Source organism: Roseobacter sp. GAI101 (genome assembly GCF_000156335.1).
Lineage (GTDB): Bacteria > Pseudomonadota > Alphaproteobacteria > Rhodobacterales > Rhodobacteraceae > Sulfitobacter.
Genome location: NZ_DS999213.1, coordinates 638,998 through 664,685 on the forward strand (window position 1 = coordinate 638,998; position 25,688 = coordinate 664,685).

Sequence of the window (25,688 nt, forward strand, 5' to 3'; positions counted from 1 at the left end):
TAGTGTGCCTAATGCCTTCGGCGAGGATTTTAGACCATTTGGAACTCAGGACAGTGCAAGATCATCGCGGTGGATGAGCGCTGCACGCCCCGGAAAGCCCAAAATCGCTTCGATTTCAGAGCTTTGGTGGCCCTTGATGAGGTCGGCCTCTTTTGAGCCGTAGCGGGTGAGGCCGTAGCCGATCGGGTGGCCCTGAGGTGTGAGGATGGCAATGCTGTCGCCACGCTCGAACGTGCCGTGCACCGTCGTTACCCCGGCGGGCAGCAGGGATTTCCCGCGTGCCATGGCGGCGACCGCCCCGGCATCAAGGGTAACGCTGCCGCGCGGTTTCATGGAGGTGATCCATTGTTTGCGTGCGGTCTGCGGGTCGGATAGGGCTATGAACCAGGTCGCGTTTGCACCGTTTTCCAGCGCGCTCAGGGGGCGGAAGGTCGAGCCTTCGGAAATCGCCATGGCGCAACCGGCTGCGGTTGCTGTTTTCGCGGCCATCAGTTTGGTTTTCATGCCGCCCTTGGACAGACCGGATCCCGCATCGCCGGCCTGGGCTTCGATCTCGGGGGTGATGGTGGTGACGGTTTCATAGCGGATCGCCGTCGGGTCGTCATTGGGGTTGGCGGAATAGAACCCGTCGACATCCGACAGCAGGATCAGACGATCCGCCCCGACGGTCACAGCGATTTGCGCCGCAAGGCGGTCATTGTCGCCAAAGCGGATTTCATCCGTGGCGACCGTGTCGTTTTCATTGACGATGGGTACTGCACCCAAGGACAGCAGTTGTTCCATCGTGGCGCGACTGTTGAGGTACCTGCGTCGGTCGGCGCTGTCTTCAAGGGTGACCAGCACCTGCGCGGTCGTGATGCCATGAGGCTCGAGCGCTTCTTCATAGGCGCGCGCAAGACGGATCTGACCGACGGCAGCGGCCGCTTGGGATTGCTCAAGCGCCAGGGTGGTCGGGGGCAGACCCAGAACACCACGGCCCAAAGCGATAGAGCCGGAAGAGACCAGCACCACGTCCTTGCCCTGCCCTTTCAGCCACGCCACATCCTGCGCAAGCGAATGCAGCCAGTCGGCCCGCAGCTTGCCGGTGACACGGTCCACCAGTAGGGCGGAGCCGATCTTGACTACAATACGTTTGCCGTCGCTCAGGGTTGCCACGGGGCCTCTTCCTCGACAGTGCGGAAGCGTAGACGGTCGTCATCGATCTGGCCACGCAGGGCGCGCAGCACGTCGGTGACGCCTTCACGGGCGACGCCGGACATCATCATGACTTCGCCGCCGCAGGCTTCTTCCAATTCGGTCCGGGCGATTTCACGCTCTTCCTCGTCTAGGGCGTCGATCTTGTTCAGCACGGTCACGCGGGGCTTGTCCGCCAGATCGCCGCCGTATTTCTCGAGTTCCGTGATGATGGTCTGATAGTCTTCGGCGATGGTCTGCGACGTGCCGTCGACCAAATGCAACAATACGGCACAGCGTTCGACATGGCCCAGGAACAAATCACCAAGGCCGCGCCCTTCGGACGCCCCTTCGATCAGGCCGGGGATGTCGGCAACCACAAATTCCGTATTGTCCACGCCGACAACGCCCAGGTTGGGGTGCAGGGTGGTGAACGGATAATCGGCAATCTTGGGGCGTGCGTTGGATGTCGCGGCCAGAAACGTGGATTTGCCAGCGTTCGGCAGGCCCAACAGGCCCACATCCGCGATCAGTTTCAGGCGCAGCCAAAGCGTGCGTTCAACGCCTTCTTGGCCGGGGTTGGCGCGGCGCGGGGCCTGGTTCGTGGCGGATTTGAAATGCAGGTTGCCCCAGCCGCCATTGCCGCCGCGCGCCAATTCGACGCGCTGGCCAAGTTCGGTCATGTCGGCGATCACGGTTTCCTGGTCTTCGTCCAGCAGTTCGGTCCCGACGGGAACGCGCAAGACGATGTCGTCGCCATCCTTGCCGGTGCGTTGCTTGCCCATGCCGGGCTGGCCGTTGCGGGCGAAGAAATGCTGCTGATAGCGGAAATCGATCAAGGTGTTCAGCCCGTCCACCGCTTCGGCCCAGACCGAACCGCCGCTGCCGCCGTCACCCCCATCGGGACCGCCGTATTCGATGTATTTTTCGCGCCGGAACGACACGCAGCCGCCGCCGCCTGCACCAGAACGGATATAGACTTTGCACAGGTCGAGGAACTTCATTTCAGGGGCCTTTCCGGGGCGCTGGTCTGGTCACAGCTTGATGCTATAGGTCCACGTAGGTACGCAGGTCTCGCGCGCCAGACAATAGGTTTCGGCATTGCCAAGGTAGCGGAATCCCGCATTTGTCAGCACTTTGGCGGATGCGGGGTTGTCGCGAAAGACCGAGGCGAACATGTTTTGGTTTCCCAACGGGTTGGCCTGGACGATCGCGTGCACCGCTTCGGATGCAAGATGGGTGTTCCAGAAGGCTGGCGCAACCCAATAGCCGACTTCGCATTGATCGCGGTCCATTTTCACCAGTGAAATCACGCCCATCACCTCGGCACCGCCGGATTTGAGCCCGTCCATGACCCAGACGTCTTCTGTGCGCGGCTCAGCGGTGGCCCGTTTGATATAGGCCTCGATCACGCCGGGGGGCAACGGATGCGGAATCGACACGGTGTTCATCGCCACGCGCGGGTCACCGGCGTAATGCTGGATCAGGCCTAGGTCCGACAGGCGCACGGGGCGCAGGTCAAATCGTTCCGTTTCAATCAGGGTTTGGACCGGTGTTGTCACAACTGCCATCGTCATATGCTTCCTCCGAACAATACGAACAGGACCGACGCCACCGTCAGGGCAGCCAATGTCCACATCAAATATTTCTCCCAGATCGTCCCCGCAACGGTCTTGGCGATACCCGCGCCCGTCAGTGTCCACAACGGATGCAGAATGATCTGGCACCCCAGCAGCACGGCCGCGACCATCGCGGTAGCGGCAAGGGTTGGCGTGCCGGGCACGACGAAGGCGGTAAAGCTGCCCACGATCATGGCCCAGGCCTTGGGGTTCAGCGGATGCACGATCAACCCCGCCATGAAACCAGGGGCGGATTCCGCCTGACTGCCCTGCCCCAACCGCAAGTTCGCAACCTTCCAGGCCAGCCAGATGATATAGGCGGCTGAGGCGAATTTAAGAGCGGTGAACAACAGCGGAGCCCGTTCGGCCAGTTGCATCAGGCCAAATCCGATGGGCCAGATGATCAGTTGTTTACCAAGCGCCACACCCGCCACAAACGGCAGCGCGGCGCGAAAGCCGAACCGCGCGCCGGTGGCCATCAGCGCCATGTTCGCAGGGCCCGGCGTGCCGATCTGGCTGGCCGCAAACACGATGAAAGAGGTCAACGCGACGCTCATGCCAGGGCCTTTGCTCTGGGTTTTGCAGCTTTGCGCGGCTTTCGGGCGGGATATACGGCGGGGGAATACTCGGGCTTGATCAATCCCATCAGAATGCTGTCATGCCAATCGCCAGCGCAAAATGACGACTGGCGCTCAATGCCCTCTTCGACAAAACCGACCTTGCGGCAGCAGGCCACTGCGCGGGCATTGAAATCAAGCACACGGACAGACAGACGGTGCAGCGCAAGCGCGCCGAACGCATGGGCGGCGATCAGATGGGTTGCGCGGGTACCGATCCCTTTGCCCAAGGCTTTGGGATCGAGTATCCCGATCGCAAAGCTTGCCCGCGCGTCCCAGGTGTTGACGCTGTGAATGCGCAAGGCACCGATCATCCGTTTCTTGTATTCAATGACCCAGGCAAGGGGTTCAACCGCCTGCGCTTCGTACCATTTTTGGGCGTGATCTTTGGTAATTCCGGGCACATGCTTGGGGTCTACGCCGAACATCTGGTGAATTTCGGGGGTATTTCCCAGCTTGAACCGTGCGGCGGCGTCACTGGGTTTGGGCGCGCGCAATCGCACGACGCCATCTGTCAGGTCGGGGCGCAATGGTTGTGTCATAAAAGCCCCTCCTTTCTGGATTGGATGAATAGGGTAGATGAAAAACGGTAAATAAAATGGACTAAATAGAAAAAGGACCGGCGTTTCCGCCGATCCCTGAAATTTTCAAACTCTTGGGGCCCGGCTTACTCTGCGGCTTCCGCCACTGGCAGAACCGAGATGAACGTGCGGTTTTTCAGGCCCTTGTGGAACTGTACCTTGCCGTCGACCTTGGCGAAGATTGTGTGATCCTTGCCCATGCCAACGCCTTCAGCTGGCCAGAATTTTGTGCCGCGCTGACGCACTAGGATGTTGCCGGGAATAACAGCTTCGCCGCCGTATTTCTTTACGCCAAGGCGACGTCCTGCGGAGTCGCGACCGTTACGGGATGAACCGCCTGCTTTTTTATGTGCCATTGGTGTCTCTCCTTAGCCTTTTGACAATTCTTTGGCCTGTGCGATCCAGTCTTCACGACCCACACGACCTTTGAACGACAGTTTCTCTTCGATAGCTTCTACGTCGGCTTCTGTCCACTCGGCGATTTGCGCGAATGTGGTGATGCCTTCGCCGTGCAGCTTGCCCACGATGACGGGGCCAACGCCGGAGATCTTGCTCAGGTCGTCTGCGCCTTCAACGGCTGCTGCCTTGGCCTTTGCGGGCTTTTCAGCAGCAGGTGCCGCGGCTTTCTTTTCGGCCTTCGTCTTCTTCACAGGCTTTGCTGCGTCGAATTTGGCGGCTGCGTTCGCTTCGATTGCTTCAACGGCTGCTGCACTGACCGAACCAGTACCGATGGCTGCTTTCGCGCCGGACTTGCCCGCGCCAGATGCCATGATCTCGCCGATCTTGACCAGTGTCAGCTTCTGACGGTGGCCTTTGGTGCGCTTGGAAGAGTGCTTCCGGCGGCGCTTGACGAAGTGGATAACCTTGTCGCCCTTGATCTGGTCAACGACTTCGGCCTGAACGCCGGCGTCTTCTACCATTGGGGAACCGACAACGGGGCTGTCGCCACCGAGCATCAGAACTTCGTTGAACTGGACTGTTTCGCCCGCGTCAGCAGCCAAACGTTCTACCCGAAGCATATCGCCGGATTGAACTTTGTACTGCTTGCCGCCTGTCTTGATGACCGCAAACATGCGTCTTCCTTTACTGTTTTCGCATCCTGTGGTCCCCATCATGGGTGTTTTCGGGCCTTGGCCCACCTCGGACAGCGCACCCCGTTTCGGGATGATCATAAAATAACAAAGGCACCCGTAACGGGCACCCTTAGGGTTGAAGCTGCCAAATGCACCACCGCTGGCCTCATGTCAAGCGCCGTCGGGGCCGATGCCCGTTAAAGGTCCTGCGCAACCATGTTCAATGCCACGGCGCGTCCAAGCGCATAGGAAATATCCTCGTAAGCGGCACCAAAGCCGTCAAATAACGCGCGGTTCAGGGCGAGCCCCGCATTGGTCCTGGAAAATTCCAGATATTGATCAAGCGCGTCATTCTCAAGCGGAGAATAGGCCAGCAGCAGATATCCATACAGCCAGGCGGTCGTGTCTGCGGTGATCTCGTCCAGTTGGGCAGCAGAATCGGCCAGCATTTCGCTTTCGTTCATCTGGATCGCCCCGCCTTCGGCAAGGCCGCGCATGAACTGGTAGTTGGAATTCATCGCGGCGGTGACATTGCGGTTTATCATGTCGCCGCTGTCGACCAGTGCTTTGATCTGGGCCAGCCGCGCGTCGTCGCTGCCCTCGATTTCGGCATAGCGCTGGCGCGCCGCGGTTTCGATGTCTTCGTCGCCGATGGCTGCGCGGGCCGCGTTTTCAAGCGCGATGATCTCCGCCCCGGTGTCGGAGGCGAAAAAGGCGATCACCTCTTCGCGCTGATCGCCCTGCAATTCGGTATCAAGCCGGGTGCGCAGCATCTCTACGATCCGCTCGGGGCGGTAGATCGCGGCGACTTGCAATTGCCACCCTGCCCCGCCTTTGCCCCCCAGCATATCCTGGTTCAGCGTCTCTGCATTGGCGATCCCTTCGGCCTGAAGGATATGCGCCACCTCTTCGATCTTGAGCACATCCACCAACACAGCCCCCCGCGCATCGGCCCACAAAGGTGTGGCCAGCAGCCAAAACAATGGCGCGATGAAAAGGGAAAGCCGCATCACAAATCCTGACTGGGCTGCATGCCGGCCAAGCGCTGCGCGACGGCCTCGTAACGGTTGGCCATGATTTCGAACTGGACGGCGTTCATCAGCGCATAGACTTCTTGCATGGTCGGATGTTCCAACGCCTCTGCATAGGCTTCAATCTCGGCATCCGAAAATGCCTGATAGGTATAGGCGGAGCTTGCCAGAGCATTTGCCTTGATCGTGGCGCGCATCTCGTCCTCTCCGGCGCGCAGCATCTCGCGCAGGTCGGGTTCCTCCATCTGCAACTTGATCACGCCGGCATTTGCAGCAGCCATCAAGAACCTGATCTGCACCTCTTGGATTGCGCGGATCGAACTGTCTTCGACATCGCTTGCCGCATTCAGCCGTTCCAGCAAGGCGACACGGGGGGACCCGATCCGGTTCAGACCTTCGATGATCGCCTTGCCGGCCTCGGATTTCGTGTCCTCGTCTTCTTTCATGTGCGACGCATTTTCAGCCACGACCAACCTTTTCCCAAGATCGCTGGCATAAAACTCCGCCGCATGGTCAAGGGCTTCATCGCTTAGCGCCTTCGACAGGATATCGCTGCCCATCTGCAACATCAGCTCGGTATCGAAAATCTCGCGCACGAGGCGGGACCATTCAGACCCGAAATCCGCAGCATCGATGCCCAACATCTGCGGCGCGGAATCCGCCGAAAGCCGAATGCTTTCAAGGGCTACATCAAATCCCGTAACTTCAAGAAACGCATCGACATCTGCGCGGTCTGCGGCCCTTGCGGCACTTCCCAGCCCCGCAATCAACAGTGCAAGGGTGAACATCAAAGTAACCGTCCGTCGTGCCAGCGCGCGCATGGGGTAAATCCTTCCAAAATTTGTCCGCACAACCTTAGGCCAAATTCACGAACCGGCAATGAAAATCCCCGTGACCGCGAAAACTGCACCGGCCCCCCTTGTCAGCCTGATAAATCAATACTAAACGGGCGCACCACACCGACGCGGAGAGGTGCCGGAGTGGTCGAACGGGACGGTTTCGAAAACCGTTGAGCCTCTAAAGGGTTCCCAGGGTTCGAATCCCTGTCTCTCCGCCATTTAACTCTAAGTTATTTGTTTAACGCAGTGCGTTACAGTGAAGACGCTGATCATCAACGCACCTGTTTAAGTGCTTGCCGTACTGATGCAATTCCGAGCTAAACTCGCATTGATCCGGCGCGTGGCAGGCTTCAGGCCACGTGACATCATGGTTCATTGATCTTTGCCAAAACAGCTTGCCGTTGTTGAGGCGCTCTTTAAGAACTATCAGGGCTGCACTGACGTGGCGACGGTCTCAGAAAAACACAGGAAGACTGAGACCTGCGATCAGGCGAACAGGAAATCTGTCTCTAACATCCCGGTCGTGTCGACAAAGGTGACCACGTTGACACCCAAGCGCCCATGGCCGACGCTCAGGTCGATTGCAGTGCCACCGGCATCTACCGTCACGAACGTATCGCCTGCGTCGAGCACGCTGTTCCCGTTGCTGTCCAGAGCGTCCCAGTCGATCCGCCGGATCGCGGTCAGGTCAACAATGTCGCCATCATCACTGCGGAAATCCATCACGGTATCCAGACCCGACTTGGTACGGAAAACGAAAGTATCCGCACCTCCGTTTACGTCCATGGGATCTGTGACCTCAGGCCCTGAAATCACGCCGTCGCCATAAAGGATGTCGTTGCCCCTGCCCCCGTCCAGCGTATCGTTGCCCCCGTTCAGGGTCGGAATTGTGGTATTGCTGCCGGATTGCGCCATGCCGTCGCCATAGATGAAATCGTCACCACGACCGCCGATCAGCAGGTCGTCCGCACCGTTCAAGGTGCTGGGGCCACGGCCACCGACGGTGACCCCGTCGCCATAAAGCGTGTCGTCGCCATTGCCGCCATCAAGAACATCAGCGGCCCCGAACAGCGTCGGAATTCCGCTGTCCCGTGCGGCGACGCGCCCGTCGCCCCACAGCACATCGTCGCCGTTGCCCCCGTCAAGGTGATCATGACCGCCGATCATGGAGGCTGTCCCCCCAAACGCCCCGAACGCAGAGCCATCGCCCCAGATTTCATCGTCGCCCTGGCCGCCACTTAGCCAGTCATCCCCCCCCACGAGCATGGATTCGGCAAAGCCACGGGCTTCGGTGTTGCCATCGCCGCGCAGGGTGTCATTGCCCTGCCCGCCAACAATCGTGTCGTGACCGCCGTACAAGAACGCATCGCCCGCATATTCCGAAAAGACGGTACCGTCACCATCAAGGACATCATTGCCGCTTTGGCCATAGACCTTGTCGTTACCGCCGGTCAGCGTTCCGGTGCTTGTGCTGTCTCCGGCACTTGCCCTGACTGCGCCGTCGCCCCGGACGGTGTCATCGCCGCCGCCGCCCCAAAGGGTGTCGTCCGCGCCGACAAGATCGACAGGACCACCGGGCGAGACCAGATCACCGTCGCCCAGCACGACATCATCTCCTCTTAGCCCGAGAATGTGATCTCTGGCCTCCGTTCCGATCAGGGTTTCCGATTTCTGAGTGCCGATAATCTTGGTAATGGGGTTTTTACGGGGCATTTTCGCGATCCTTTGATCCGAGAAGGGGAATGTGCGGGGCATGCAACAGGGCTGCCACACAGATGAACGGTCCAGTTCCAGCACCAACGACCTGCGTCATCGGATGCGCCCGGGGCGCGAACGCCTGGACAGATGGAACCCAAATTATGTCTCTGTGCCGGTCCCCCCTGATGCTATGGCACCAGGTAGGCTGGCAGGGACGAGCATTTGCGATACGTCGCCGTTTCGCAATCCGTGCTTCCGGCGTAGAGGCCGCGACCGATCTGGGCGTTGCTCCCACTGAAGGAGGGCACCTGCCTGTTTGGGGGATATCCTTTCAGACACTCGGGCATCACTCTGGCCAGGTGTCAGGTTCTACGGTCTGTTTGTGCACCCTTTTGCTGACATCGGCGGACACAGCGCGTCTGGTGGGGATCGCAAAACGGATCAGATCTGCGGATGCCCTCCGCAACGTCAGGTTTTGTCCTGTGCGTTTCAGGTGGTCGCACCGCGCATGTCATCAAAGGTGCAGATATTGCTCCACCTCGGTACGGTGCAGTTTGAAATCTGCAGCATCCCCCCGCCAGACGATCTCACCTCTTTCGATGACAAAGTAACGGTCGGAAATCCGGGACAGTTCATCAAGGTTCTTGTCGATCAGAAGGATCGACAGACCGTCCGACTTGAGCCGCCCGAGCATCGTCCATATTTCCTCGCGGATAAGCGGCGCAAGCCCTTCGGTCGCCTCGTCAAGAATGAGCAGATCCGGGTTGGTCATGAGCGCGCGCCCGATGGCAAGCATCTGCTGTTCACCGCCGGACAGCTGGAACCCCAGATTGCGCTTGCGCTGGCCTAGCCGCGGGAAAGCATCGTAGACACGTTCTTCGGTCCAGCCACCGGCGCGCGGTTGCGCGGTTGCGCGCAGGTTTTCACTGACGGTCAGGGACGGAAAGACATGCCGCCCCTCGGGGACCAGACCGACACCCGCCTGGGCGACGCGAAAAGGTGGTGCGCCGGTCATGTCGGTCTGCTGGATCGTGATCTGCCCGGCCGAAGGTTTCAGCAGCCCCATCAGACAGCGGATGGTCGTCGTCTTGCCCATGCCGTTGCGGCCCATGAAGGTGCTGACCTGTCCGCGGGTGATGTCCATATCGACCCCGAACAATACCTGTGTGTTGCCATAGCCTGCATGCAGATCCTTGATGGTGACAAGCGCGTTCATTCTGTACCTTCTCCCAAATATGCGGCGCGTGCGGCAGGGCTGGCGCGGACCTCATCAGGGGTGCCCCGTGCGACGACGGTCCCGTCGACCAGCACGGAAACCGTGTCAGCCAGTTGAAAAATGGCGTCCATGTCGTGTTCCACCAGCAACATCGGCAAGGTGCCGCGCAACTCTGCCAGCAACGTCACCAAAGCGGCGCTTTCGGTGCGGCCAAGCCCCGCCATCGGCTCATCCAGCAGCAGGAACTTGGGGTCACCGGCAAGGGCGATTGCCAGTTCCAGCAGCCGCAATTCGCCATGCGATAAATTGGCGGCGCGGACGTGAGCGCGGTCGCCCAGCCCGACGCGGTTCAATACCGCCTGGGCGGCATCATTCAACGTCGTTTCGCGTGCGGCATCGCGAAAGAACCGCATGCTTGACCCGGATTTGGCCTGTATGGCGATCGCGGTGTTTTCCAGCACGCTGAAGCTGGGCAGCACCGAGGTGATCTGGAACGTGCGCCCCAGCCCCGCCTGCACCCGTTTGGCCACCGACAGGGTCGAAATGTCCTGACCGTCTAGGGATATCTGGCCGGAATCAGGCAGCAATACACCCGAGATCTGGTGGATCAGCGTCGTCTTGCCTGCCCCGTTCGGGCCAATCAGGGCATGGCACTGCCCTGCGCCAATGCTCAGGGATATGTCACGGCTCACGGTAATCGCGCCGAAACTCTTGTTGAGGTTGCGAATTTCCAGCACGCTCATGACAGCTGTTCCCGCGCGGCCTTGGGCATCAACAGATCGCTCAGCCCCCCTTTTGCAAAAAGGACCATCACCACCAGCAACGGCCCGTAGATCAGCCGCCATTCATGGAAAAACCCGCCCAGAACTTCCTCGACGATCACAATGAAGAATGCGCCAAGGATCGCCCCGTTGCGCGAGCCCAGACCGCCCAGAACGATGACGACGATCAGGTCGCCGGACCGCTGCCAGGTTGCCAGTGCCGGGCTGACGAATTCCGCGTGCTGCACCAGCAGCAGGCCCGACACGCCTGCGATCATGGCGGCAATGACATAGGCAATCAGGCGGTACCGGGTCACGGAATATCCCATCACCTCGGCCCGTCCGGGATTGTCGCGCGCGGCCCGCAGCACCCGACCGAACCGAGAGAGGCTGATCCGGTAAACACCCCACCATGTTGCCAGGAGCGTTCCGAGGACGACGAAATACAGCCCACTGCCCCCCTGGACGATATCGCTGCCAAACAGCGTCGCCAGTGACCAAAGCGTCAACCCATCATCACCACCATAGGCAGCAAGGGACGTCAGCGTGAAATAGATCATCTGACCGAAGGCGAGCGTGATCATGAGGAAGTAGACCCCGCTGGTCCGCAAGGCGAGACTGCCTGTGATCAGGGCAACGGTCCCCGTGACGACAAGCGTGATCACCAGCAGGACGAGAATGTTTTCGACGCCATTTTCCAACCCTATGGCCGCCGCATATGCGCCGACGCCGACAAATGCCGCATGGCCCAGACTGATCATGCCGCCGTGGCCAATCAAAAGGTCCAGCGATATCGCGGCGATCGCCAGCAGCATCGCCTTGATCAAAAGACCCGTCAGATATGCGCCGCCCACCAGCGGCAAGACGAACGGCATGGCCAGCAGCAATCCGAAGATCACTGCGGCAACGATCATGGAGCGATCCATCATGCGACCCCCTTGGCAGGCAGCAGACCCTTTGGGCGGAAAATCAGGATTGTGGCCATCAGGATGTAGATCAGCATCGAGGCAAGGGCCGGACCGACCTGATTGGCAAACGAGGGTGAAAAGACGGCTGTCAGCAGCGTGGTGGCAAGGCTGCGCCCCAAGGTGTCGATCAACCCGACCAGCAGCGCCGCGACGAAAGCGCCGCCAATGGAACCGATGCCCCCGATGATGATGACCACGAAGGCGATGATCAGAATATTGTCGCCCATGCCCGGTTCAATGCCAAAGATCGGGGCCGCAATGACGCCTGCAAACCCTGCCAGCATGGCTCCGACACCGAAAACGATCATGAACAGCCGCTGGATATCGACACCAAGCGCCGACACCATTTCGGGGGTCGTGGCCCCTGCCCTGATCAACATGCCGATGCGCGTGTAGCTTACCGTCAGAAAAAGCGCCGCGGCGACAAGCAATCCGGCAAGGATGGTCGCGGCACGGTAGACCGGATACCGCAACTGCTCTGTCAGCTGGATCGAACCCGAGAGGAAATCCGGCGGCGCGATGGACAATGTTGCGGGGCCAAAAAGCACTTTGGCCAGTTCGTTCAGAAAGATAATGATCCCGAAGGTCGCCAAAACCTGATCCAGATGGCTTCTGGTGTAGAGATGGCGAAAAATGAAATGCTCGAGCAACAGGCCAAAGACCAGCGCGGTCCCGAGCGACAGGAAGACCGCCGCGATAAAACTGCCGGTCAGCCCGACATAGAAGACGGCCAGATAGGCCCCCACCATATACTGCACGCCGTGGGCGAGGTTGATAAACCCCATCACCCCGAACACGAGCGTCAGCCCGGCCGCGATCAGAAACAGCAGCATGCCGTACTGAAGGCCGTTCAGGCACAAGATCAAGAAAAGTGTCGTCGACATTGCAGATGTCACCTTTTAAAAAATTGGTGCGGGCACGGATGCGAACAGCCGGACCCGCAGTGTCTTACATTTTGCAATCTTGGTGAAAGCTGTCGGCGTAATCATCCGCGATGGTACGCACGAAGGATGTCTGGAACTTGCCGTCTTCCCGCTTGATCACGTTCAGCATGTGAAAGTCCTGAATGGGGTAATGGTTGTTGTTGAACGAAAAATCCCCCCGCAGCGATGTGAAATCGGCCTCTTTCAGGGCAGCGCGCACGGCGTCCTTGTCGGTCAGGTCGCCGCCGGTCTTGGTGATGGCGCTGTCGATCAGGCTTGCCGCGTCATAGGACTGCATGGCGTAGGACCCGGGGATATAGCCGTATTTCTCTTCGAAGGCGGTCACAAAGGCAGTGTTGGCATCATTGACCAGATCAGGGGCCCACGATCCGGCAGCCAAAAGACCGACGGCTGCGTCCTTCTGCCCGGGCAAGGTGGTTTCATCCGTCGTGAACACCGACATGAATTTCATGCTGTCCGAAAGGCCTGCATTGGCGAACTGGTTGACCAGCCGCACGCCCATGCCACCGGGCATGAAGGTAAAGACCGCATCGGCCCCTGATGTCGACATCCGGGCAAGTTCGGCCGAAAAATCCTGATGGCCGAGCGGGGTGAACACCTCGTCGGTCACGGTACCCTTGAAGGTCTGTTTGAACCCTTCGATGTTGTCGCGACCCGCCTGATAGTTGGGGACCATCGCAAAGATGCTGTCATAGCCTTCTTCGTTTGCAATCATGCCGCTGACTTCGGCGTTCTGGTTGTTCTGGTACGACGTGACAAAGAAGTAGGGGTTGCAGTTCTTTCCCGCAAATGTGGATGGTCCGGCGTTGGGGCTGATCAGAAACGTCTCTGACTGGACGACGGGTTTGAAGATCGCTTGCAGCATGTTCGAAAACACCGTGCCGACGACAAAATCCACCGCATCGCGTTCCACCAGAGATGTCGCCTTGAGCAGCGCGACATCAGGCTTCAGCTCGTCATCCTCGATGATCAGTTCGATCTTATGGCCGCCCAGCATGCCGTCTTTCTGGTCCAGCGCCAGCTGAAAACCGTCGACGATCTGCTGACCCAACGCAGCAGGTGGACCTGACAGCGTCACGACCATCCCGATCTTGACATCCTCGGCCAAGGCCGCCGTTCCCATCGCCGCCCCAAGAGCAATCCCGGCTGCGATATGTTTCATGTTCTTCGTCATTTTATTTTCCCTTTTCGCCCTTTTTCGGGCCCCTGTTGTTGAATGCCCCCGACCGAGGTTGATCGGTCGGGGGCATTGGTTCCTATTGGTGATTTTGGTTGTTGGTTTCTCCTGTCACGCCAAATCCGGCCATAGTCGCATACCCTTTGACGATCGCGTTCCGCTCGGCATGGCTCAGGACATCGTCAATGTCGTCAAACCCCGCGGGGCTGCGTTTCTCGACTTCGTCGATCACGCGTTCGGGGCCGCCGATGCGGTTGGTGCGCACGACTTCGGCGGTTTTCGGCAAGCGATCCAACTCATAGCGATAGAGCGCCTCGCGGGGGTGTTCCGCGCGGGCCAGATGATCCGCCAGGCAGCGCGCATCAAGGATCGCCTGCGCGGCCCCGTTCGATCCGACTGGATACATCGGATGTGCCGCATCCCCCAACAGCGTCACGCGGCCATGGGTCCACCGTGGCAACGGATCACGATCCGCCATCGGATATTCAAAGATCGGCCCGCTGCCGCGCACCAACGCTTCAAGGTCGATCCCCGGCACGTGGAAGCGTTTGGCGTAGGGCAGCACCTTGGCCAGCGGGGCCATCTTGGACCAGCTTTCCGGCGGCGGCGGGGACACACTGCCATCGGCGACGCGGACGTTCACGACCCAGTTCATCAACTGGCGGCCATCCTTTGCAGGTGCGATCGGATACAAGACCAGCTTGCCAGCCAGTCCGCCGGCAATCGCCATTGTCTCGCCGTCTTCCCAGACCGGCCATTCGGCGGCCCCGCGCCACATGACCACCCCTGCCCAGCTGGGCGGCCCTTCGTTCGGAAAGAACTGACGCCGGCCGACGCTGTGAATGCCATCGGCGCAGATCAGCACCTCACTGCGAAAACTGCGCGAGGAACAACCGTCATGGGCATCGGTGAAATGGGCCGTCACGCCCGCTTCGTCTTGAACAAACCCTTGCAGCCGCAAGCCGGTTTGCACGGCCTCTGGCCCCATGCGTTCAACCACCGCATCCAAGAGCAGCTTTTGCAAGCGCCCACGGTGGATGGAAAATTGCGGATGGGCGTGCCCGGCGTGCGTCCCGCGCAATTCCCGCCAGACTTCTTGTCCGGTGCGCGTCAGATAACGCAGTTCGCGGGTGCGCAACCCGACCGCATCAAGCTGGTCCAGCAGGCCGAGTTCGGCAAGTTCGGCGATGGAATGGGGCAGCGTGTTGATCCCGACACCCACTTCGCGCACCTGAGGGGCCTGTTCGATCACCAGCGCCTTGATGCCGCGACTGTGCAGCATCAAGGCCGCCGTCAGACCTCCTATGCCTGCCCCCGCGATCAAGACGGTCATACGGGGGCCCCGTCCGCGTCAGCCGCATCGGGGGGCGGCAGGAAATCGATCGCATGGGCGGCAGAGACCGCGACGACCTCGGCAGGGTCTGCGGTCGGTCCCAGATTATGCAACGCCCAGAAAAGATCATAGAGCCGCAGCGATGGCGTAACCCAGAACAGCGTCTTTATCGTCCGGTCGGATTTGTTAAAGATTCCATGCGGGATGCCACGCGGCAGCTTGACCAGATCGCCAGGCTCGCCCTGCAGCTCCTTGCCATCCAGCAGAAAGTCGAATTTGCCCTCAAGGATATACAGGAATTCATCTTGTTCCGGATGGATATGTGGCGGCACGAATGTTCCGGGGGGCAAGGTTGCATGCCATGACATACAATCCTCTGTCAGTTGTTTGGGCACATAGGTCTGCCCCAGAATGTTCCAGCGGATTGCGTCCAGGCTGTCCTGCGACCGGACGATGCCGGGTTCCATGTTCATCATGTGTCGTCTCCCTTGTCAGCAAGGCCAAGAAGGGCCTGCGTAATGTCCCCCAGCGGGTCCTTGAGCCCCTCCAGAATGGTGAAATGGTCGTGGTTGCCGTCGATATGACAGCGTGTCGGGGTCTCGAGCCCTTCCCACATCAGCGCCATGAGCCGTGACTGGCGGATGAATTCCGGGCGCTCACCTCCGCCAACCCAGCAGGTCAGCGGCATTGCCCCTGCCGGGCTGTGCAAGGCCGCGCTTTCGGACTGTGCTTCGGCCGCATCAAGGTGCAGCGTTTTGTTCAGCGCTGTGTGTCGCAGCGGCCGCAGATCATGCAAACCGCTGATGGACAGGCATCCGGCAATACGTCCCGTCACTGCCTGTGACAGAGGGCTGTCATCACACAGCATGCGGGTGACCAGATGCCCGCCGGCAGAATGACCGGCCAGCACGATCGGACCTTCGACCCGGGACGCAGCCACCGTGATGGCTTGCCCGATCTCTGCCGTGATTGCGCTAATCCTTGCCGCCGGCACCAGCGTATAGCTAGGAATGCACACGGCCCAGCCGTTCGCACGGGCCCCTTCGGCCAGATCGGTCCAATAGGACTTATCCAACCGCATCCAGAAACCACCATGCACAAACACGGCAAGGCCACGCACCGGTCCGTCAGGCCAGACGATATCCAGCTTTTGCCGGGCCCCATCGCCATATGCAATGTCACAGTCCACTTGTCCCGACTGCAATGCCTCACGGTAGGCTGCCGCGCGTTCCAGCCAGAACGCCGGCAAGCTGCCCGACCCCTCGACATGCCCCATGTTGTCAAAGGCATCGTCCCAATCAATCTTTTGCATGCTCAAATTCGTCTCACGCGGCATCCGGAGGCGGCAAGAAGTCGACCTCGTGGAGCGCCGAGATCCGCGTCAGTTCTGCCGGATCCGTGACGCCGTCAAGCTGTGTGAACAGATCGTAGAGCCTGCGCGACGGGGCCACGCCGAAGATGCAGGTCACCGTTTTGCCGGAGCGGTTGAAAATGCCATGTGCCTCGCCGCGTGGCATTCTGATCGTGTCGCCCGCGGATGCCTTGTGAACGTCCTGCATGAATTCAACCTCGAGAGATCCTTCAATGACATATATCCACTCATCCTGATGGGGGTGAATATGCGGGGGTACAAAAGTGTCCGCCGGAAGCGTTGCGTGCCAGACAAATGCCTCATCCGTGTGCAGTTTCGGCACGTAGGTGTGCCCGACAACGTTCCAGCTGTGACCGTTCAGACCATCGCTGGCCTTTGTGACGCCTTTGTCCATCGGTGAATCTCCCTTGATTAATTGATGAACCGACACTGCACCGAAGCCGCAAAACTGTTTATCCAGAAAACGAACGCATGTTGCCGCTAGGTATTTTAAGTTTGAAGTATCTTTGTTTTTGATTAATCTTTGATCAAGGAGTTCGTGCCGATTATGATGCCACCGCTGCAACAGACCTATTTTTCGCACCATCCCGTGCTGCGCACCTGTGATCTGGATGAGGCCCGTGCCCGCGTGGCGCAGCAGTTTTGTGACCACCGCCTTGAGCTTGGCAGCCGGAACAAACCGCTGTCCGTGTCGCATAACGCAGTGCGGGGGCGCAATTTGTCGGTGAACTATCTGTCATACGGTGCGGAAGTCAGCGTTGACCCGGGGCAGTTCAATTCCTTTTACATGTTTCAAATGCCGCTGTCGGGCAAAGCTCACGTCAAACACCGCGGCAGCGAGATGACGGCAGATGCCGACACCGGAACGCTGTTGAATCCCGACCGTACCGCGCGGCTGCGCTGGGGGGCAGATTGCCGGAAACTGCTGTTTCAGATCGACCGCACCCATCTGGAAAACGTGGCGCAATCCTTGACGGGAACGCCGCTGCCGGGGCCGGTGCGCTTTGACATGCGGGTTGATTTTACGTCTACGAACGGTCGGAAATTGCAGCGGGCATTTGCGGCCTGCGCGATGGCAATTGAACGTGGTTCCCTGTTTCAGCCGCAGTATTCGGCGACCGAGCTGCGCATTGAAACTGATCTGGTGGTCGCGCTGCTTACGCTTCAGAACAGCAATGTGTCACACATCATATCCCGCGCCGAAGGGGGGGCAGCCCCCCGCGACATGCGCCGCGCGCTGGATTATATGCACGCCAACCTGAGCGAGCCGATCACAATTCTTGATATCGCCAAGGCTGCCGAGATGAACGTCCGCACGCTGCAAAAGGCATTCCAGCGCAGTTTTGCAAAGACCCCGATGCAAGTCTTGCGCGATGCCCGGCTCGACGCGGCGCATTACCTGCTTTCCGACCGCAACGATGCGCCCAACGTATCCGAAACGGCGTACTCCTGCGGTTTCTCGCATTTGGGCCGCTTTTCTTCCTATTACCGTAGCCGTTTCGGCCATTCCCCCCGAGACGTGAGGGCGCAGTCGCTCAACAGCAGCTGAGCTTCATCAATCCATTTCGAAAGTTCGTTGGCCGAAGTCAAAGCCCCGTCGCGCCTTCAATCCTGGAAATGCGCTTCGCGACAGGGTTCGTCGGGGGTCTGTGATTGCGTGTCAGGTGCCGCCCCTGCCGGTCCGATTATGATATGATGGCTTCTCACTTTTATCTCTCGCACGCGCCCTACGCTCATAATGGTGAGCGGCCCTCAACTAAAACAATCAATCCGGCGTCATTCTGTAGACTGAACCATTGCCCACAGAGATGAACCAGATCGCGCCATCCGGTGCCTCGACGATATCGCGCACGCGCAGGGTTTCTTTTGTCTTGATCTGTTCGACCTCGCGCAGGGGGGATCCTTCAAGCCGCGAGATATAGTCAAACTTCAGCGACCCTACGAACATATCGCCCTGCCACTCGGGGAAGGTCGTGCCCGAATGAACCAGCAGTCCCGACGGCGCAATGGAAGGATCCCAATAGGTGGCGGGTTGTTCCATCCCGGGTTTGGACGTGCCCTCCCCGATCTTGCGGCCCGAATAATGCCGCCCGTAAGAGATCACCGGCCAGCCGAAATTCGCGCCCTTCTTGATCTGGTTCACTTCGTCCCCGCCGCGCGCGCCGTGTTCGGACACCCACAGATTGCCCTCCAGATCCAGTCCCGCCCCTTGCGGATTGCGATGGCCATAGGACCAGATTTCGGGCAAGGCACCCGTCTGGCCGACAAAGGGATTGTCCGCTGGCACAGTTCCGTCGCGATTGACGCGGATGACGGAGCCGTTGTGCAGGCTCAGATCCTGGGCTGTCACGTCATCGCCGCGGTCACCGATGGTCAGAAACAAGGTGCCGTCGGTCCCTTCAACCACGCGGCTGCCGAAATGTCTGCCGACGCCCGATCCTTGCGACATAACGAACAGATCGCGCAAATTCTCGAGCCTCTGCCCGTCTGCCGACAGTTCTGCGGCGGCCAGCGCGGTGCCGGACCCGCCGGATAGCGCCTTGGCATAGCTGAAAAACAACGTTCTGCTGGTGGCAAAATCACGCGCCGGGGTGATGTCCAGCAAACCGCCCTGCCCATTCTGAACAACCTGTGGCGTGCCGGACACCATATTGGCAGCACCATCCGCAAAGCGCAAAAGCTGCCCGTCGATTTCCGTGACCAGCACGGCCCCGTCTGGCAGGACGGCCAGCGCCCATGGCGTGTCCAACCCCGATATGCGCTGTTCGAACTTGATGTCCTGCGCCGCCGCCTGAAGCCCCGAAAAACCCAGGACCAATGCCAGAATGCCTGTCTTGAACATGCCAAACCTCCCTAAACCGGTCTCTTTTAGCAAATAGACCTGAAAATCCTGCAATCCAGCCCCGTTGGGGTATCATGCCCTTAGGTTTCGTCTTTTCTTTTCCGAGGGCCACGCTTAACCTCCCCTTTGAACATAAAGTTCCAACACGGGAGACGACCATGAAAAAGATGCTTATGGCCACAACGGCTGCGGCACTGCTTGCGACGAACGCTTTTGCGGACGCGCATTCCAAAGAAGTTAAACTGGGTATTGTATTCGGCTTTACCGGTCCGATTGAATCGCTGACCGGTCCAATGGCATCCGGCGCAGAAATGGCAATGAAAGAAGTCACAGACAGCGGCAAGCTGATGGGCGGCGCGAAAGTGACTGCGCTGCGTGCGGATTCGGGCTGTATCGATAATGCGCTGGCAGTTGCCGGTGCAGAACGTCTGGTTGCCGAAGGCATCAATGGTCTGATCGGTGCGGATTGTTCCGGCGTGACTGGTGCGGTGTTGCAGAACGTTGCGATTCCGAACGGCATCGCGATGATTTCGCCATCGGCCACATCGCCCGGTCTGTCCACAATGGACGACAACGGGTTGTTCTTCCGCACGTCCCCATCGGATGCGCGTGAAGGTGAAGTCATGGCAGAAATCCTGCAAGAGCGTGGCGTGAAATCCATCGCGCTGACCTACACCAACAACGACTACGGCAAGGGTCTTGCCGATGCGATCCAGACCTCGTTCGAGTCAATCGGCGGTGAAGTCACCATCGTTGCAGCGCACGAAGATGGCAAAGCCGATTACTCTGCTGAAGTTGGCGCGCTGGCCTCTGCCGGTGGCGAGATTCTGGTCGTCGCGGGTTACCTTGACCAAGGCGGTCCGGGCATCATCAACGCAGCACTGGACACAGGTGCATTCGACACATTCGGCCTGCCCGGCGGGATGATCGGTGACACATTGCCCGGTCGGATCGGTGATGACCTGAACGGTTCCTACGGTCAAATCGCCGGTTCCGAAGGTCAGGGCATCGAAGTCTTCACCAAGATGGCAGAAGACGGCGGCTTTAACGGCACATCGCCTTACACACCTGAATCCTATGACGCGGCAGCCCTGTTCCTGCTCGCGATGCAGGCGGCAAACTCCACCGATCCAGCCGAATACGGTCCCAAGATCCTTGACGTGGCCAACGCACCCGGCGAGAAAATCTATCCCGGTGAGCTAGCAAAGGCGCTTGAGTTGATCGCGGCCGGCACGGACGTTGACTATGTCGGCGCATCCGCGGTCGAGCTGATCGGACCCGGTGAATCCGCAGGTACCTACCGCATGATCGAAGTCAAAGACGGCAAGATCGAAACCATCGGTTTCAAGTAAGCCTCTCGACTTGGAAATCACGGCAGTCCGGGCGACCGGGCTGCTGTTTTCAAACGATAACCGCGCATTTACGACGCGGACACAGGGATAGTCATATGATCGTCGTTGACGATGTACACAAACACTTCGGTGGCTTTCATGCTGTCGACGGGGCCAGCCTGACCATTGGCAAAGGCACAATCACCGGATTGATCGGCCCCAATGGTGCCGGAAAAACCACTCTTTTCAATGTGATCGCGGGCGTTCTTCAACCGACGTCTGGCCGTGTGACGATGGATGGTGAAGACATCACCGGTCTGCCGCCCCACGAATTATTCCACAAGGGGCTGCTGCGCACCTTCCAGATTGCGCATGAGTTTTCGTCGATGACCTGCCGCGAGAACCTGATGATGGTGCCGGGCGATCAGGCCGGCGAAACGCTATGGAACACATGGTTCGGCCGCAAACGCATCGCCGATCAGGAACGCGCCCTGCGCGCCAAGGCCGACGAAGTGCTGGAATTCCTGACGGTTGAACATCTGGCGGACCAAAAGGCGGGCCAAATCTCGGGCGGTCAGAAAAAGCTGCTTGAGCTGGGCCGCACCATGATGGTTGACGCCAAGATCGTGTTTCTGGACGAAGTCGGCGCAGGTGTGAACCGCACGCTGCTGAATACCATCGGCGACGCGATCATCCGTCTGAACCAGGAACGCGGCTATACGTTTGTCGTGATCGAACATGACATGGATTTCATCGGCCGCCTGTGTGATCCGGTGATCTGCATGGCCGAAGGCAAGGTGCTGGCCCAAGGCACCCTGCCCGAGATCAAGGCCAACGAGCAGGTGATCGAGGCCTATCTGGGTACGGGCCTGAAGAACAAGACCGCAACCGCATGAAACAGGCGATCGCAGCCCTGACATTTGGTGCCGTGATGGCGCTGCCGCAGGCGGCGTTCGCCTGCGCGCAACTGTCTGCCACAGTGTGGATGTGCGACCGGGGCACGGCGTGGGAAACTGCGAAATGGGACGTGATCGGCGACGGAACCACGCGCTATCTGGGCGAGGTGATCCTGAACTTTACCGAAGAATGGCCCGGCCACGAGATAACGGACATCTCTGCCACGCTGGAAGAGCAATTTACGACCTATGCCGCGTGGATTGCCGCAGAGAATCCTACGCCACCAGAGGTGTTGCAGGTCGACAAGATCGTCACACCCCAGGGACATACGTTGCGGCATCTGCAATATGACGAAATCGACGGATCGCGCACGATGAGCGCCGTGATGCTGTCCGAAGTGGGCGCGGCGCGGATCATGCTATACCTCGACACGAGCGACAGCATGCCCTTGGAAGAGATGGAAAAAATGTCTTTCGATGTGGCGATGATGCTACGCGATACCTGTGCGGACGAAGTGTCCTGCGCACAAGATTATACACCGCCCACCAGCGGCACCGAGTGAAAGAGACTGATATGAGCGACCCATATGGCGACCGGGGGAACAAGGACCTCTCGATCGGGAATCCCAAGGGCCAAGGCACAGCGCAGCCCGTGAAACAGGGCGGCAAAAGCCATGCGGCCCCCGGTGGCCCGTTCCTGATTGGCGACGCGATGACTGGCGGCTACGGCAAGGGGCCCGACATCTTGCACGATTGCACCATTGCCGTCGAAAAAGGCGAAATTGCCGTGATCGTCGGCCCAAACGGTGCCGGTAAATCAACGGCGATGAAGGCTGTGTTCGGAATGCTGGACGTGCGTCAGGGCCATGTGCGACTGGACGGCGAAGACATTACCGCGCTGTCGCCACAAGACCGCGTGGCTAAAGGCATGGGGTTTGTGCCGCAAACCTCGAATATCTTCACCTCGATGACGGTCGAGGAAAACCTCGAGATGGGGGCGTTTATCCGCCGCGACGATTTCCGCGATACGATGGCGCAGGTCTATGACCTTTTCCCGATCCTCAAGGAAAAGCGTTTTCAGGCGGCGGGCGAATTGTCAGGCGGTCAGCGACAGCAGGTCGCCGTGGGCCGCGCGTTGATGACCCAGCCCAAGGTTCTGATGCTGGATGAACCTACTGCAGGCGTCAGCCCCATCGTGATGGATGAACTGTTCGACCGCATCATTGAAGTCGCCCGCACCGGTATCCCCATCCTGATGGTCGAACAGAACGCCCGCCAAGCGCTTGAAATCGCCGACAAAGGCTATGTTCTGGTACAAGGGGCGAATGCGTTCACCGGCACCGGCAAGGAACTGTTGAACGACCCCGAAGTCCGCAAGTCGTTCCTGGGGGGATGATGATGCGTCTGATCTTTTCCCTTGCATTGATGGCGTGCGCCCCCGCTTTGGCGCAGGTCAGCGATGCCGTCGATGATCACGACGATGGCGCGGCGGCGGAAAGCCTGACGCTTGACACAGCGCCGTTCCGGCAGGAAGTCGCGATCACCTGTGATTTCAAGACTGAATGCGTCGAAGACGAACCCTGCACCGAAACCGAATTCAAGCCGCAGATCACCGGGATCGCGGGCGGGCTGACGCCGGATGATCTGGTGGTGCAATCGACCATGACCACCGATGCGGAAACGGTTGAATTGCTGGGCGTGAAATCAGGCAAGGCGCTGTCCTTGTCGGGGGGCAGCTTTGCTGCGCGCCACCTGCTCAGCATCACTGAAACCGGTGCCACCCGCTATACTGTGCACTACGCTGACGGCCCTTTCGTCATCAGCTATCTAGGGACTTGTAACTGATGGATTTTTTGAACGCTCTCGTTGCTCTGGCCAATTACGTTTTGGTCCCGGGCATCGCCTACGGGTCGCAACTGGCGCTTGGCGCGCTTGGGGTGACGCTGGTTTACGGCATCTTGCGGTTCTCGAATTTTGCCCATGGCGACACCATGGCGCTTGGGGCTATGTCGGCGGTGCTGATCACTTGGGGGTTCCAGGCGATGGGGCTGCATCTGTGGGTGCTGCCCACGGCGTTGATCGCCCTGCCCTTTGCGATCCTGATCACTATCGGCCTGCTTCTGGGCACCGACCGGATGGTCTATCGCTTCTACCGCGAGAAAAAGGCCAAGCCGGTGATTTTCGTGATCGTGTCCTTGGGGATTACCTTTATTTACAACGGGATCACGCGGTTCATCATCGGGTCCGATGATCAGAACTTTGCGGATGGCGAACGGTTTATCATCTCGGCGCGGACGTTCAAAAAGATGACGGGGCTCGAAGAAGGTCTGGCGATCAAGACCACCCAGGGCCTTACGGTGATCACGGCGATCATCGTGGTCGCTGTGCTGTTCTGGTTCCTGAACAAGACGCGGTCCGGCAAATCCATGCGCGCTTATTCCGACAACGAAGATCTGGCCTTGCTGTCCGGTATCAATCCTGAACGCGTGGTGATGATCACATGGATCATCGTGGCCTGTCTAGCGACCACTGCGGGGGTCTTGTACGGGCTGGACAAGTCGTTCAAGCCATTCACCTATTTCCAACTGCTGCTGCCGATCTTTGCTGCGGCCATCGTGGGCGGTCTGGGCAACCCTGTGGGGGCGATCGCAGGCGGTTTCGTCATCGCCTTCTCCGAAGTCACGATCACCTATGCGTGGAAGAAAGTGCTGGGATATATGATGCCTGCGGGGCTGGAACCCGACGGGTTGGTACAGCTGATGTCCACCGACTATAAATTCGCCGTCAGCTTCGTGATCTTGCTGATCGTGCTGCTGTTCAAGCCTACGGGTCTTTTCAAGGGGCAATCGGTATGAACGAGACGCTTAAAAACACCGCACTTTTCGCGATCATCGCTGGCCTGATCGTTTTCACCGGCTTCCAGCAAAGCTGGAACGCGGCGCTGTTGATCATCTCGATGGGCTTGATTTCAAGCATCATGGCCCTGGGTGTAAACCTGCAATGGGGCTTTGCGGGGCTGTTCAACGTCGGCATCATGGGGTTCGTCGCCCTGGGCGGTCTGGCTGCGGTGCTGATCAGCATGCCCCCGACCGAGGGCGCTTGGTCGGCAGGCGGTTGGGGCGTCGCGGGCGCGCTGGTTCTGGGCGCGGCGACAATCGGCGCGGCAATCGTGACGATGAAACGTATGGCCAAAGGCTGGCTGCGCACGCTTGTGATGCTGGCTATTCTGGTGGGCGGTTTCTTTTTGTTCCGCGCCGTTCTTGACCCTTCGGTTGCGGCCATCGAAGACATCAATCCCGCGGAAACCGGGTATATTGGCGGTCTTGGCCTGCCCGTGATCCTTGCATGGCCTGTGGGCGGATTGTTTGCTGCCGGGGCCGCATGGCTGATCGGCAAGACGGCTTTGGGGCTGCGGTCGGATTATCTGGCAATCGCGACGCTGGGCATCGCCGAGATCATCATTGCCGTGCTCAAGAACGAAGACTGGCTGTCGCGCGGCGTGAAGAACGTGATCGGCATTCCGCGGCCCGTGCCCTATGAAATCGACCTGCAAAACAATGCGGGCTTTGTTGAACGGGCTGCCGGTTTCGGCCTGGACCCTGTCGAGGCATCGACGCTTTGGGTTAAGGTCCTGTATGTGGCGTTGTTCGCCGGCGTGCTGGTGCTTCTGCTGTGGCTTAGCCAGCGGGCGCTGAATTCGCCTTGGGGCCGGATGTTGCGCGCGATCCGCGACAACGAGGTCGCCGCCGAGGCCATGGGCAAGGATGTCACCGCGCGGCATTTGCAGGTGTTTATCCTTGGGTCGGCCATCTGCGGGATTGCAGGGGCGATGATGACCACGCTGGACAGCCAGTTGACGCCGGGGTCCTACCAGCCGCTGCGCTTTACCTTTCTGATCTGGGTGATGGTGATCGTTGGCGGGTCCGGCAACAACTTCGGGGCCGTGCTGGGCGGTTTCCTGATGTGGTATCTGTGGGTGATGGTCGAGCCGATGGGCCTTTGGCTGATGCATTTGGTCACGTCGGGCATGCCGGACGGTTATTGGCTGAAAGACCACCTGATTGAATCAGCGGCCCATATGCGGTTGATGACGATGGGGGCTGTGTTGCTGCTGGTCTTGCGCTTCAGCCCGCGCGGGTTGATCCCTGAAAAGTAGGTTCTGCATCGCGGTCAAAGAAAAAGGCCTTATCCCTTGGGGGATAAGGCCAGCCTTCGGC

Annotated in this window: 28 protein-coding genes and 1 tRNA gene; 9 read left to right on the top strand and 20 right to left on the bottom strand. The window is 59.4% G+C overall.

Annotated features, from left to right (window positions below; translation table 11 throughout):
- Positions 1-45 precede the first annotated feature (45 nt).
- The 9 genes from proB to RGAI101_RS03010 all read right to left on the bottom strand — a co-directional run bounded on the left by proB (position 46) and on the right by RGAI101_RS03010 (position 6,915).
- On the bottom strand, positions 46-1,155 hold the full coding sequence (proB, locus tag RGAI101_RS02970) for a glutamate 5-kinase (protein ID WP_008229180.1): 1,110 nt from the start codon (positions 1,153-1,155) through the stop codon (positions 46-48).
- Positions 1,143-2,177 (bottom strand): GTPase ObgE, encoded by a 1,035-nt coding sequence (obgE, locus tag RGAI101_RS02975; RefSeq protein WP_008227216.1) that lies wholly within the window; start codon positions 2,175-2,177, stop codon positions 1,143-1,145. Before obgE ends, proB begins: the two co-directional genes overlap by 13 nt.
- 30 nt (positions 2,178-2,207) lie before the next feature.
- On the bottom strand, positions 2,208-2,750 hold the full coding sequence (locus RGAI101_RS02980; RefSeq protein WP_008228932.1) for a GNAT family N-acetyltransferase: 543 nt from the start codon (positions 2,748-2,750) through the stop codon (positions 2,208-2,210).
- Entirely contained in the window at positions 2,747-3,349 is a 603-nt protein-coding gene (locus RGAI101_RS02985; RefSeq protein ID WP_008228518.1) for a LysE family translocator, read from the bottom strand. The genes RGAI101_RS02980 and RGAI101_RS02985 overlap by 4 nt, the downstream gene beginning before the upstream one ends.
- Complete coding sequence (locus RGAI101_RS02990) at positions 3,346-3,951, bottom strand: GNAT family N-acetyltransferase (RefSeq protein WP_008226001.1); 606 nt, start codon at positions 3,949-3,951, stop codon at positions 3,346-3,348. The genes RGAI101_RS02985 and RGAI101_RS02990 overlap by 4 nt, the downstream gene beginning before the upstream one ends.
- A gap of 125 nt (positions 3,952-4,076) precedes the next feature.
- A complete protein-coding gene (gene rpmA / locus RGAI101_RS02995) occupies positions 4,077-4,346 on the bottom strand; it encodes a 50S ribosomal protein L27 (protein WP_008225807.1) in 270 nt (89 codons plus the stop codon).
- Positions 4,347-4,358: 12 nt separating this feature from the next.
- On the bottom strand, positions 4,359-5,063 hold the full coding sequence (locus RGAI101_RS03000) for a 50S ribosomal protein L21 (RefSeq protein WP_037228937.1): 705 nt from the start codon (positions 5,061-5,063) through the stop codon (positions 4,359-4,361).
- A gap of 197 nt (positions 5,064-5,260) precedes the next feature.
- Positions 5,261-6,073: a DUF2059 domain-containing protein gene (locus RGAI101_RS03005; protein ID WP_008226586.1), complete on the bottom strand. Its 813-nt coding sequence runs from the start codon at positions 6,071-6,073 to the stop codon at positions 5,261-5,263.
- Positions 6,073-6,915, bottom strand: a complete 843-nt coding sequence (locus tag RGAI101_RS03010) for a DUF2059 domain-containing protein (RefSeq protein WP_037227230.1) — start codon at positions 6,913-6,915, stop codon at positions 6,073-6,075. The genes RGAI101_RS03005 and RGAI101_RS03010 overlap by 1 nt, the downstream gene beginning before the upstream one ends.
- Before the next feature lie 145 nt (positions 6,916-7,060).
- Here RGAI101_RS03010 and RGAI101_RS03015 point away from each other — a divergent pair.
- A tRNA-Ser gene (locus RGAI101_RS03015) sits at positions 7,061-7,151 on the top strand.
- Positions 7,152-7,419: 268 nt separating this feature from the next.
- Here RGAI101_RS03015 and RGAI101_RS03020 read toward each other — a convergent pair.
- The 10 genes from RGAI101_RS03020 to RGAI101_RS03065 form a co-directional block, all read right to left on the bottom strand.
- A complete protein-coding gene (locus tag RGAI101_RS03020; RefSeq protein ID WP_050763171.1) occupies positions 7,420-8,646 on the bottom strand; it encodes a calcium-binding protein in 1,227 nt (408 codons plus the stop codon).
- Positions 8,647-9,145: 499 nt separating this feature from the next.
- The gene (locus tag RGAI101_RS03025; RefSeq protein WP_008228411.1) at positions 9,146-9,847 is read right to left on the bottom strand and encodes an ABC transporter ATP-binding protein; all 702 of its coding nucleotides are present in this window, start codon (positions 9,845-9,847) and stop codon (positions 9,146-9,148) included.
- Complete coding sequence (locus tag RGAI101_RS03030) at positions 9,844-10,590, bottom strand: ABC transporter ATP-binding protein (protein WP_008228382.1); 747 nt, start codon at positions 10,588-10,590, stop codon at positions 9,844-9,846. Before RGAI101_RS03030 ends, RGAI101_RS03025 begins: the two co-directional genes overlap by 4 nt.
- A complete protein-coding gene (locus RGAI101_RS03035) occupies positions 10,587-11,537 on the bottom strand; it encodes a branched-chain amino acid ABC transporter permease (RefSeq protein WP_157044617.1) in 951 nt (316 codons plus the stop codon). The genes RGAI101_RS03030 and RGAI101_RS03035 overlap by 4 nt, the downstream gene beginning before the upstream one ends.
- On the bottom strand, positions 11,534-12,460 hold the full coding sequence (locus RGAI101_RS03040) for a branched-chain amino acid ABC transporter permease (RefSeq protein ID WP_008227103.1): 927 nt from the start codon (positions 12,458-12,460) through the stop codon (positions 11,534-11,536). The genes RGAI101_RS03035 and RGAI101_RS03040 overlap by 4 nt, the downstream gene beginning before the upstream one ends.
- A gap of 64 nt (positions 12,461-12,524) precedes the next feature.
- A complete protein-coding gene (locus RGAI101_RS03045) occupies positions 12,525-13,682 on the bottom strand; it encodes an ABC transporter substrate-binding protein (RefSeq protein WP_157044618.1) in 1,158 nt (385 codons plus the stop codon).
- A gap of 94 nt (positions 13,683-13,776) precedes the next feature.
- On the bottom strand, positions 13,777-15,030 hold the full coding sequence (locus tag RGAI101_RS03050; protein WP_008228524.1) for a flavin-dependent oxidoreductase: 1,254 nt from the start codon (positions 15,028-15,030) through the stop codon (positions 13,777-13,779).
- The gene (locus tag RGAI101_RS03055; RefSeq protein ID WP_037227232.1) at positions 15,027-15,506 is read right to left on the bottom strand and encodes a cupin domain-containing protein; all 480 of its coding nucleotides are present in this window, start codon (positions 15,504-15,506) and stop codon (positions 15,027-15,029) included. The genes RGAI101_RS03050 and RGAI101_RS03055 overlap by 4 nt, the downstream gene beginning before the upstream one ends.
- Positions 15,503-16,342 (bottom strand): alpha/beta hydrolase, encoded by an 840-nt coding sequence (locus tag RGAI101_RS03060; RefSeq protein ID WP_008228231.1) that lies wholly within the window; start codon positions 16,340-16,342, stop codon positions 15,503-15,505. Before RGAI101_RS03060 ends, RGAI101_RS03055 begins: the two co-directional genes overlap by 4 nt.
- A gap of 13 nt (positions 16,343-16,355) precedes the next feature.
- Positions 16,356-16,796 carry a cupin domain-containing protein gene (locus tag RGAI101_RS03065; RefSeq protein WP_008229469.1) on the bottom strand — a complete coding sequence of 147 codons (441 nt, stop codon included), beginning with the start codon at positions 16,794-16,796 and terminating at the stop codon, positions 16,356-16,358.
- A 153-nt stretch (positions 16,797-16,949) separates the two neighbouring features.
- Here RGAI101_RS03065 and RGAI101_RS03070 point away from each other — a divergent pair, with 153 nt between their 5' ends.
- Complete coding sequence (locus RGAI101_RS03070; RefSeq protein WP_157044619.1) at positions 16,950-17,951, top strand: AraC family transcriptional regulator; 1,002 nt, start codon at positions 16,950-16,952, stop codon at positions 17,949-17,951.
- A gap of 216 nt (positions 17,952-18,167) precedes the next feature.
- Here the strand turns inward: RGAI101_RS03070 and RGAI101_RS03075 are convergent, their stop codons facing one another.
- Positions 18,168-19,244 carry a PQQ-dependent sugar dehydrogenase gene (locus RGAI101_RS03075; RefSeq protein WP_008226516.1) on the bottom strand — a complete coding sequence of 359 codons (1,077 nt, stop codon included), beginning with the start codon at positions 19,242-19,244 and terminating at the stop codon, positions 18,168-18,170.
- Between the two features lie 158 nt (positions 19,245-19,402).
- On the opposite strand from RGAI101_RS03075, the gene RGAI101_RS03080 reads away from it, so the two are divergent.
- The 7 genes from RGAI101_RS03080 (at position 19,403) to RGAI101_RS03110 (ending at position 25,627) form a co-directional block, all read left to right on the top strand.
- Positions 19,403-20,596 (top strand): ABC transporter substrate-binding protein, encoded by a 1,194-nt coding sequence (locus tag RGAI101_RS03080; RefSeq protein WP_008228264.1) that lies wholly within the window; start codon positions 19,403-19,405, stop codon positions 20,594-20,596.
- 95 nt (positions 20,597-20,691) lie between these two features.
- A complete protein-coding gene (locus tag RGAI101_RS03085) occupies positions 20,692-21,471 on the top strand; it encodes an ABC transporter ATP-binding protein (protein WP_008224916.1) in 780 nt (259 codons plus the stop codon).
- The gene (locus RGAI101_RS03090; RefSeq protein WP_157044620.1) at positions 21,468-22,034 is read left to right on the top strand and encodes a hypothetical protein; all 567 of its coding nucleotides are present in this window, start codon (positions 21,468-21,470) and stop codon (positions 22,032-22,034) included. Before RGAI101_RS03085 ends, RGAI101_RS03090 begins: the two co-directional genes overlap by 4 nt.
- 11 nt (positions 22,035-22,045) lie before the next feature.
- Positions 22,046-22,867, top strand: a complete 822-nt coding sequence (locus RGAI101_RS03095; RefSeq protein WP_083791996.1) for an ABC transporter ATP-binding protein — start codon at positions 22,046-22,048, stop codon at positions 22,865-22,867.
- A gap of 2 nt (positions 22,868-22,869) precedes the next feature.
- Positions 22,870-23,316, top strand: a complete 447-nt coding sequence (locus RGAI101_RS03100) for a hypothetical protein (RefSeq protein ID WP_037227234.1) — start codon at positions 22,870-22,872, stop codon at positions 23,314-23,316.
- Positions 23,316-24,326 (top strand): branched-chain amino acid ABC transporter permease, encoded by a 1,011-nt coding sequence (locus RGAI101_RS03105; RefSeq protein WP_008227781.1) that lies wholly within the window; start codon positions 23,316-23,318, stop codon positions 24,324-24,326. The genes RGAI101_RS03100 and RGAI101_RS03105 overlap by 1 nt, the downstream gene beginning before the upstream one ends.
- Positions 24,323-25,627 carry a branched-chain amino acid ABC transporter permease gene (locus RGAI101_RS03110; RefSeq protein WP_008225023.1) on the top strand — a complete coding sequence of 435 codons (1,305 nt, stop codon included), beginning with the start codon at positions 24,323-24,325 and terminating at the stop codon, positions 25,625-25,627. The genes RGAI101_RS03105 and RGAI101_RS03110 overlap by 4 nt, the downstream gene beginning before the upstream one ends.
- The last annotated feature ends 61 nt before the right edge of the window (positions 25,628-25,688 follow it).

Excerpts from the sequence above, each read along its gene's own strand:
- RGAI101_RS03110 (WP_008225023.1), top strand. The coding sequence starts at position 24,323 with ATGAACGAGACGCTTAAAAACACCGCACTTTTCGCGATCATCGCTGGC.
- RGAI101_RS03070 (WP_157044619.1), top strand. The coding sequence starts at position 16,950 with ATGATGCCACCGCTGCAACAGACCTATTTTTCGCACCATCCCGTGCTG.
- RGAI101_RS03020 (WP_050763171.1), bottom strand. The coding sequence starts at position 8,646 with ATGCCCCGTAAAAACCCCATTACCAAGATTATCGGCACTCAGAAATCG.
- RGAI101_RS03025 (WP_008228411.1), bottom strand. The coding sequence starts at position 9,847 with ATGAACGCGCTTGTCACCATCAAGGATCTGCATGCAGGCTATGGCAAC.
- RGAI101_RS03090 (WP_157044620.1), top strand. The coding sequence starts at position 21,468 with ATGAAACAGGCGATCGCAGCCCTGACATTTGGTGCCGTGATGGCGCTG.
- RGAI101_RS03045 (WP_157044618.1), bottom strand. The coding sequence starts at position 13,682 with ATGAAACATATCGCAGCCGGGATTGCTCTTGGGGCGGCGATGGGAACG.
- RGAI101_RS02990 (WP_008226001.1), bottom strand. The coding sequence starts at position 3,951 with ATGACACAACCATTGCGCCCCGACCTGACAGATGGCGTCGTGCGATTG.
- RGAI101_RS03010 (WP_037227230.1), bottom strand. The coding sequence starts at position 6,915 with ATGCGCGCGCTGGCACGACGGACGGTTACTTTGATGTTCACCCTTGCA.
- RGAI101_RS03100 (WP_037227234.1), top strand. The coding sequence starts at position 22,870 with ATGCGTCTGATCTTTTCCCTTGCATTGATGGCGTGCGCCCCCGCTTTG.
- RGAI101_RS02985 (WP_008228518.1), bottom strand. The coding sequence starts at position 3,349 with ATGAGCGTCGCGTTGACCTCTTTCATCGTGTTTGCGGCCAGCCAGATC.
- RGAI101_RS03050 (WP_008228524.1), bottom strand. The coding sequence starts at position 15,030 with ATGACCGTCTTGATCGCGGGGGCAGGCATAGGAGGTCTGACGGCGGCC.
- RGAI101_RS03030 (WP_008228382.1), bottom strand. The coding sequence starts at position 10,590 with ATGAGCGTGCTGGAAATTCGCAACCTCAACAAGAGTTTCGGCGCGATT.
- RGAI101_RS03080 (WP_008228264.1), top strand. The coding sequence starts at position 19,403 with ATGAAAAAGATGCTTATGGCCACAACGGCTGCGGCACTGCTTGCGACG.
- RGAI101_RS03105 (WP_008227781.1), top strand. The coding sequence starts at position 23,316 with ATGGATTTTTTGAACGCTCTCGTTGCTCTGGCCAATTACGTTTTGGTC.
- RGAI101_RS03055 (WP_037227232.1), bottom strand. The coding sequence starts at position 15,506 with ATGATGAACATGGAACCCGGCATCGTCCGGTCGCAGGACAGCCTGGAC.
- RGAI101_RS03035 (WP_157044617.1), bottom strand. The coding sequence starts at position 11,537 with ATGATGGATCGCTCCATGATCGTTGCCGCAGTGATCTTCGGATTGCTG.
- RGAI101_RS02980 (WP_008228932.1), bottom strand. The coding sequence starts at position 2,750 with ATGACGATGGCAGTTGTGACAACACCGGTCCAAACCCTGATTGAAACG.
- RGAI101_RS03005 (WP_008226586.1), bottom strand. The coding sequence starts at position 6,073 with ATGCGGCTTTCCCTTTTCATCGCGCCATTGTTTTGGCTGCTGGCCACA.
- RGAI101_RS03085 (WP_008224916.1), top strand. The coding sequence starts at position 20,692 with ATGATCGTCGTTGACGATGTACACAAACACTTCGGTGGCTTTCATGCT.
- RGAI101_RS03000 (WP_037228937.1), bottom strand. The coding sequence starts at position 5,063 with ATGTTTGCGGTCATCAAGACAGGCGGCAAGCAGTACAAAGTTCAATCC.
- RGAI101_RS03095 (WP_083791996.1), top strand. The coding sequence starts at position 22,046 with ATGAGCGACCCATATGGCGACCGGGGGAACAAGGACCTCTCGATCGGG.
- RGAI101_RS03075 (WP_008226516.1), bottom strand. The coding sequence starts at position 19,244 with ATGTTCAAGACAGGCATTCTGGCATTGGTCCTGGGTTTTTCGGGGCTT.
- RGAI101_RS03040 (WP_008227103.1), bottom strand. The coding sequence starts at position 12,460 with ATGTCGACGACACTTTTCTTGATCTTGTGCCTGAACGGCCTTCAGTAC.
- obgE (WP_008227216.1), bottom strand. The coding sequence starts at position 2,177 with ATGAAGTTCCTCGACCTGTGCAAAGTCTATATCCGTTCTGGTGCAGGC.
- RGAI101_RS03065 (WP_008229469.1), bottom strand. The coding sequence starts at position 16,796 with ATGGACAAAGGCGTCACAAAGGCCAGCGATGGTCTGAACGGTCACAGC.
- rpmA (WP_008225807.1), bottom strand. The coding sequence starts at position 4,346 with ATGGCACATAAAAAAGCAGGCGGTTCATCCCGTAACGGTCGCGACTCC.
- RGAI101_RS03060 (WP_008228231.1), bottom strand. The coding sequence starts at position 16,342 with ATGCAAAAGATTGATTGGGACGATGCCTTTGACAACATGGGGCATGTC.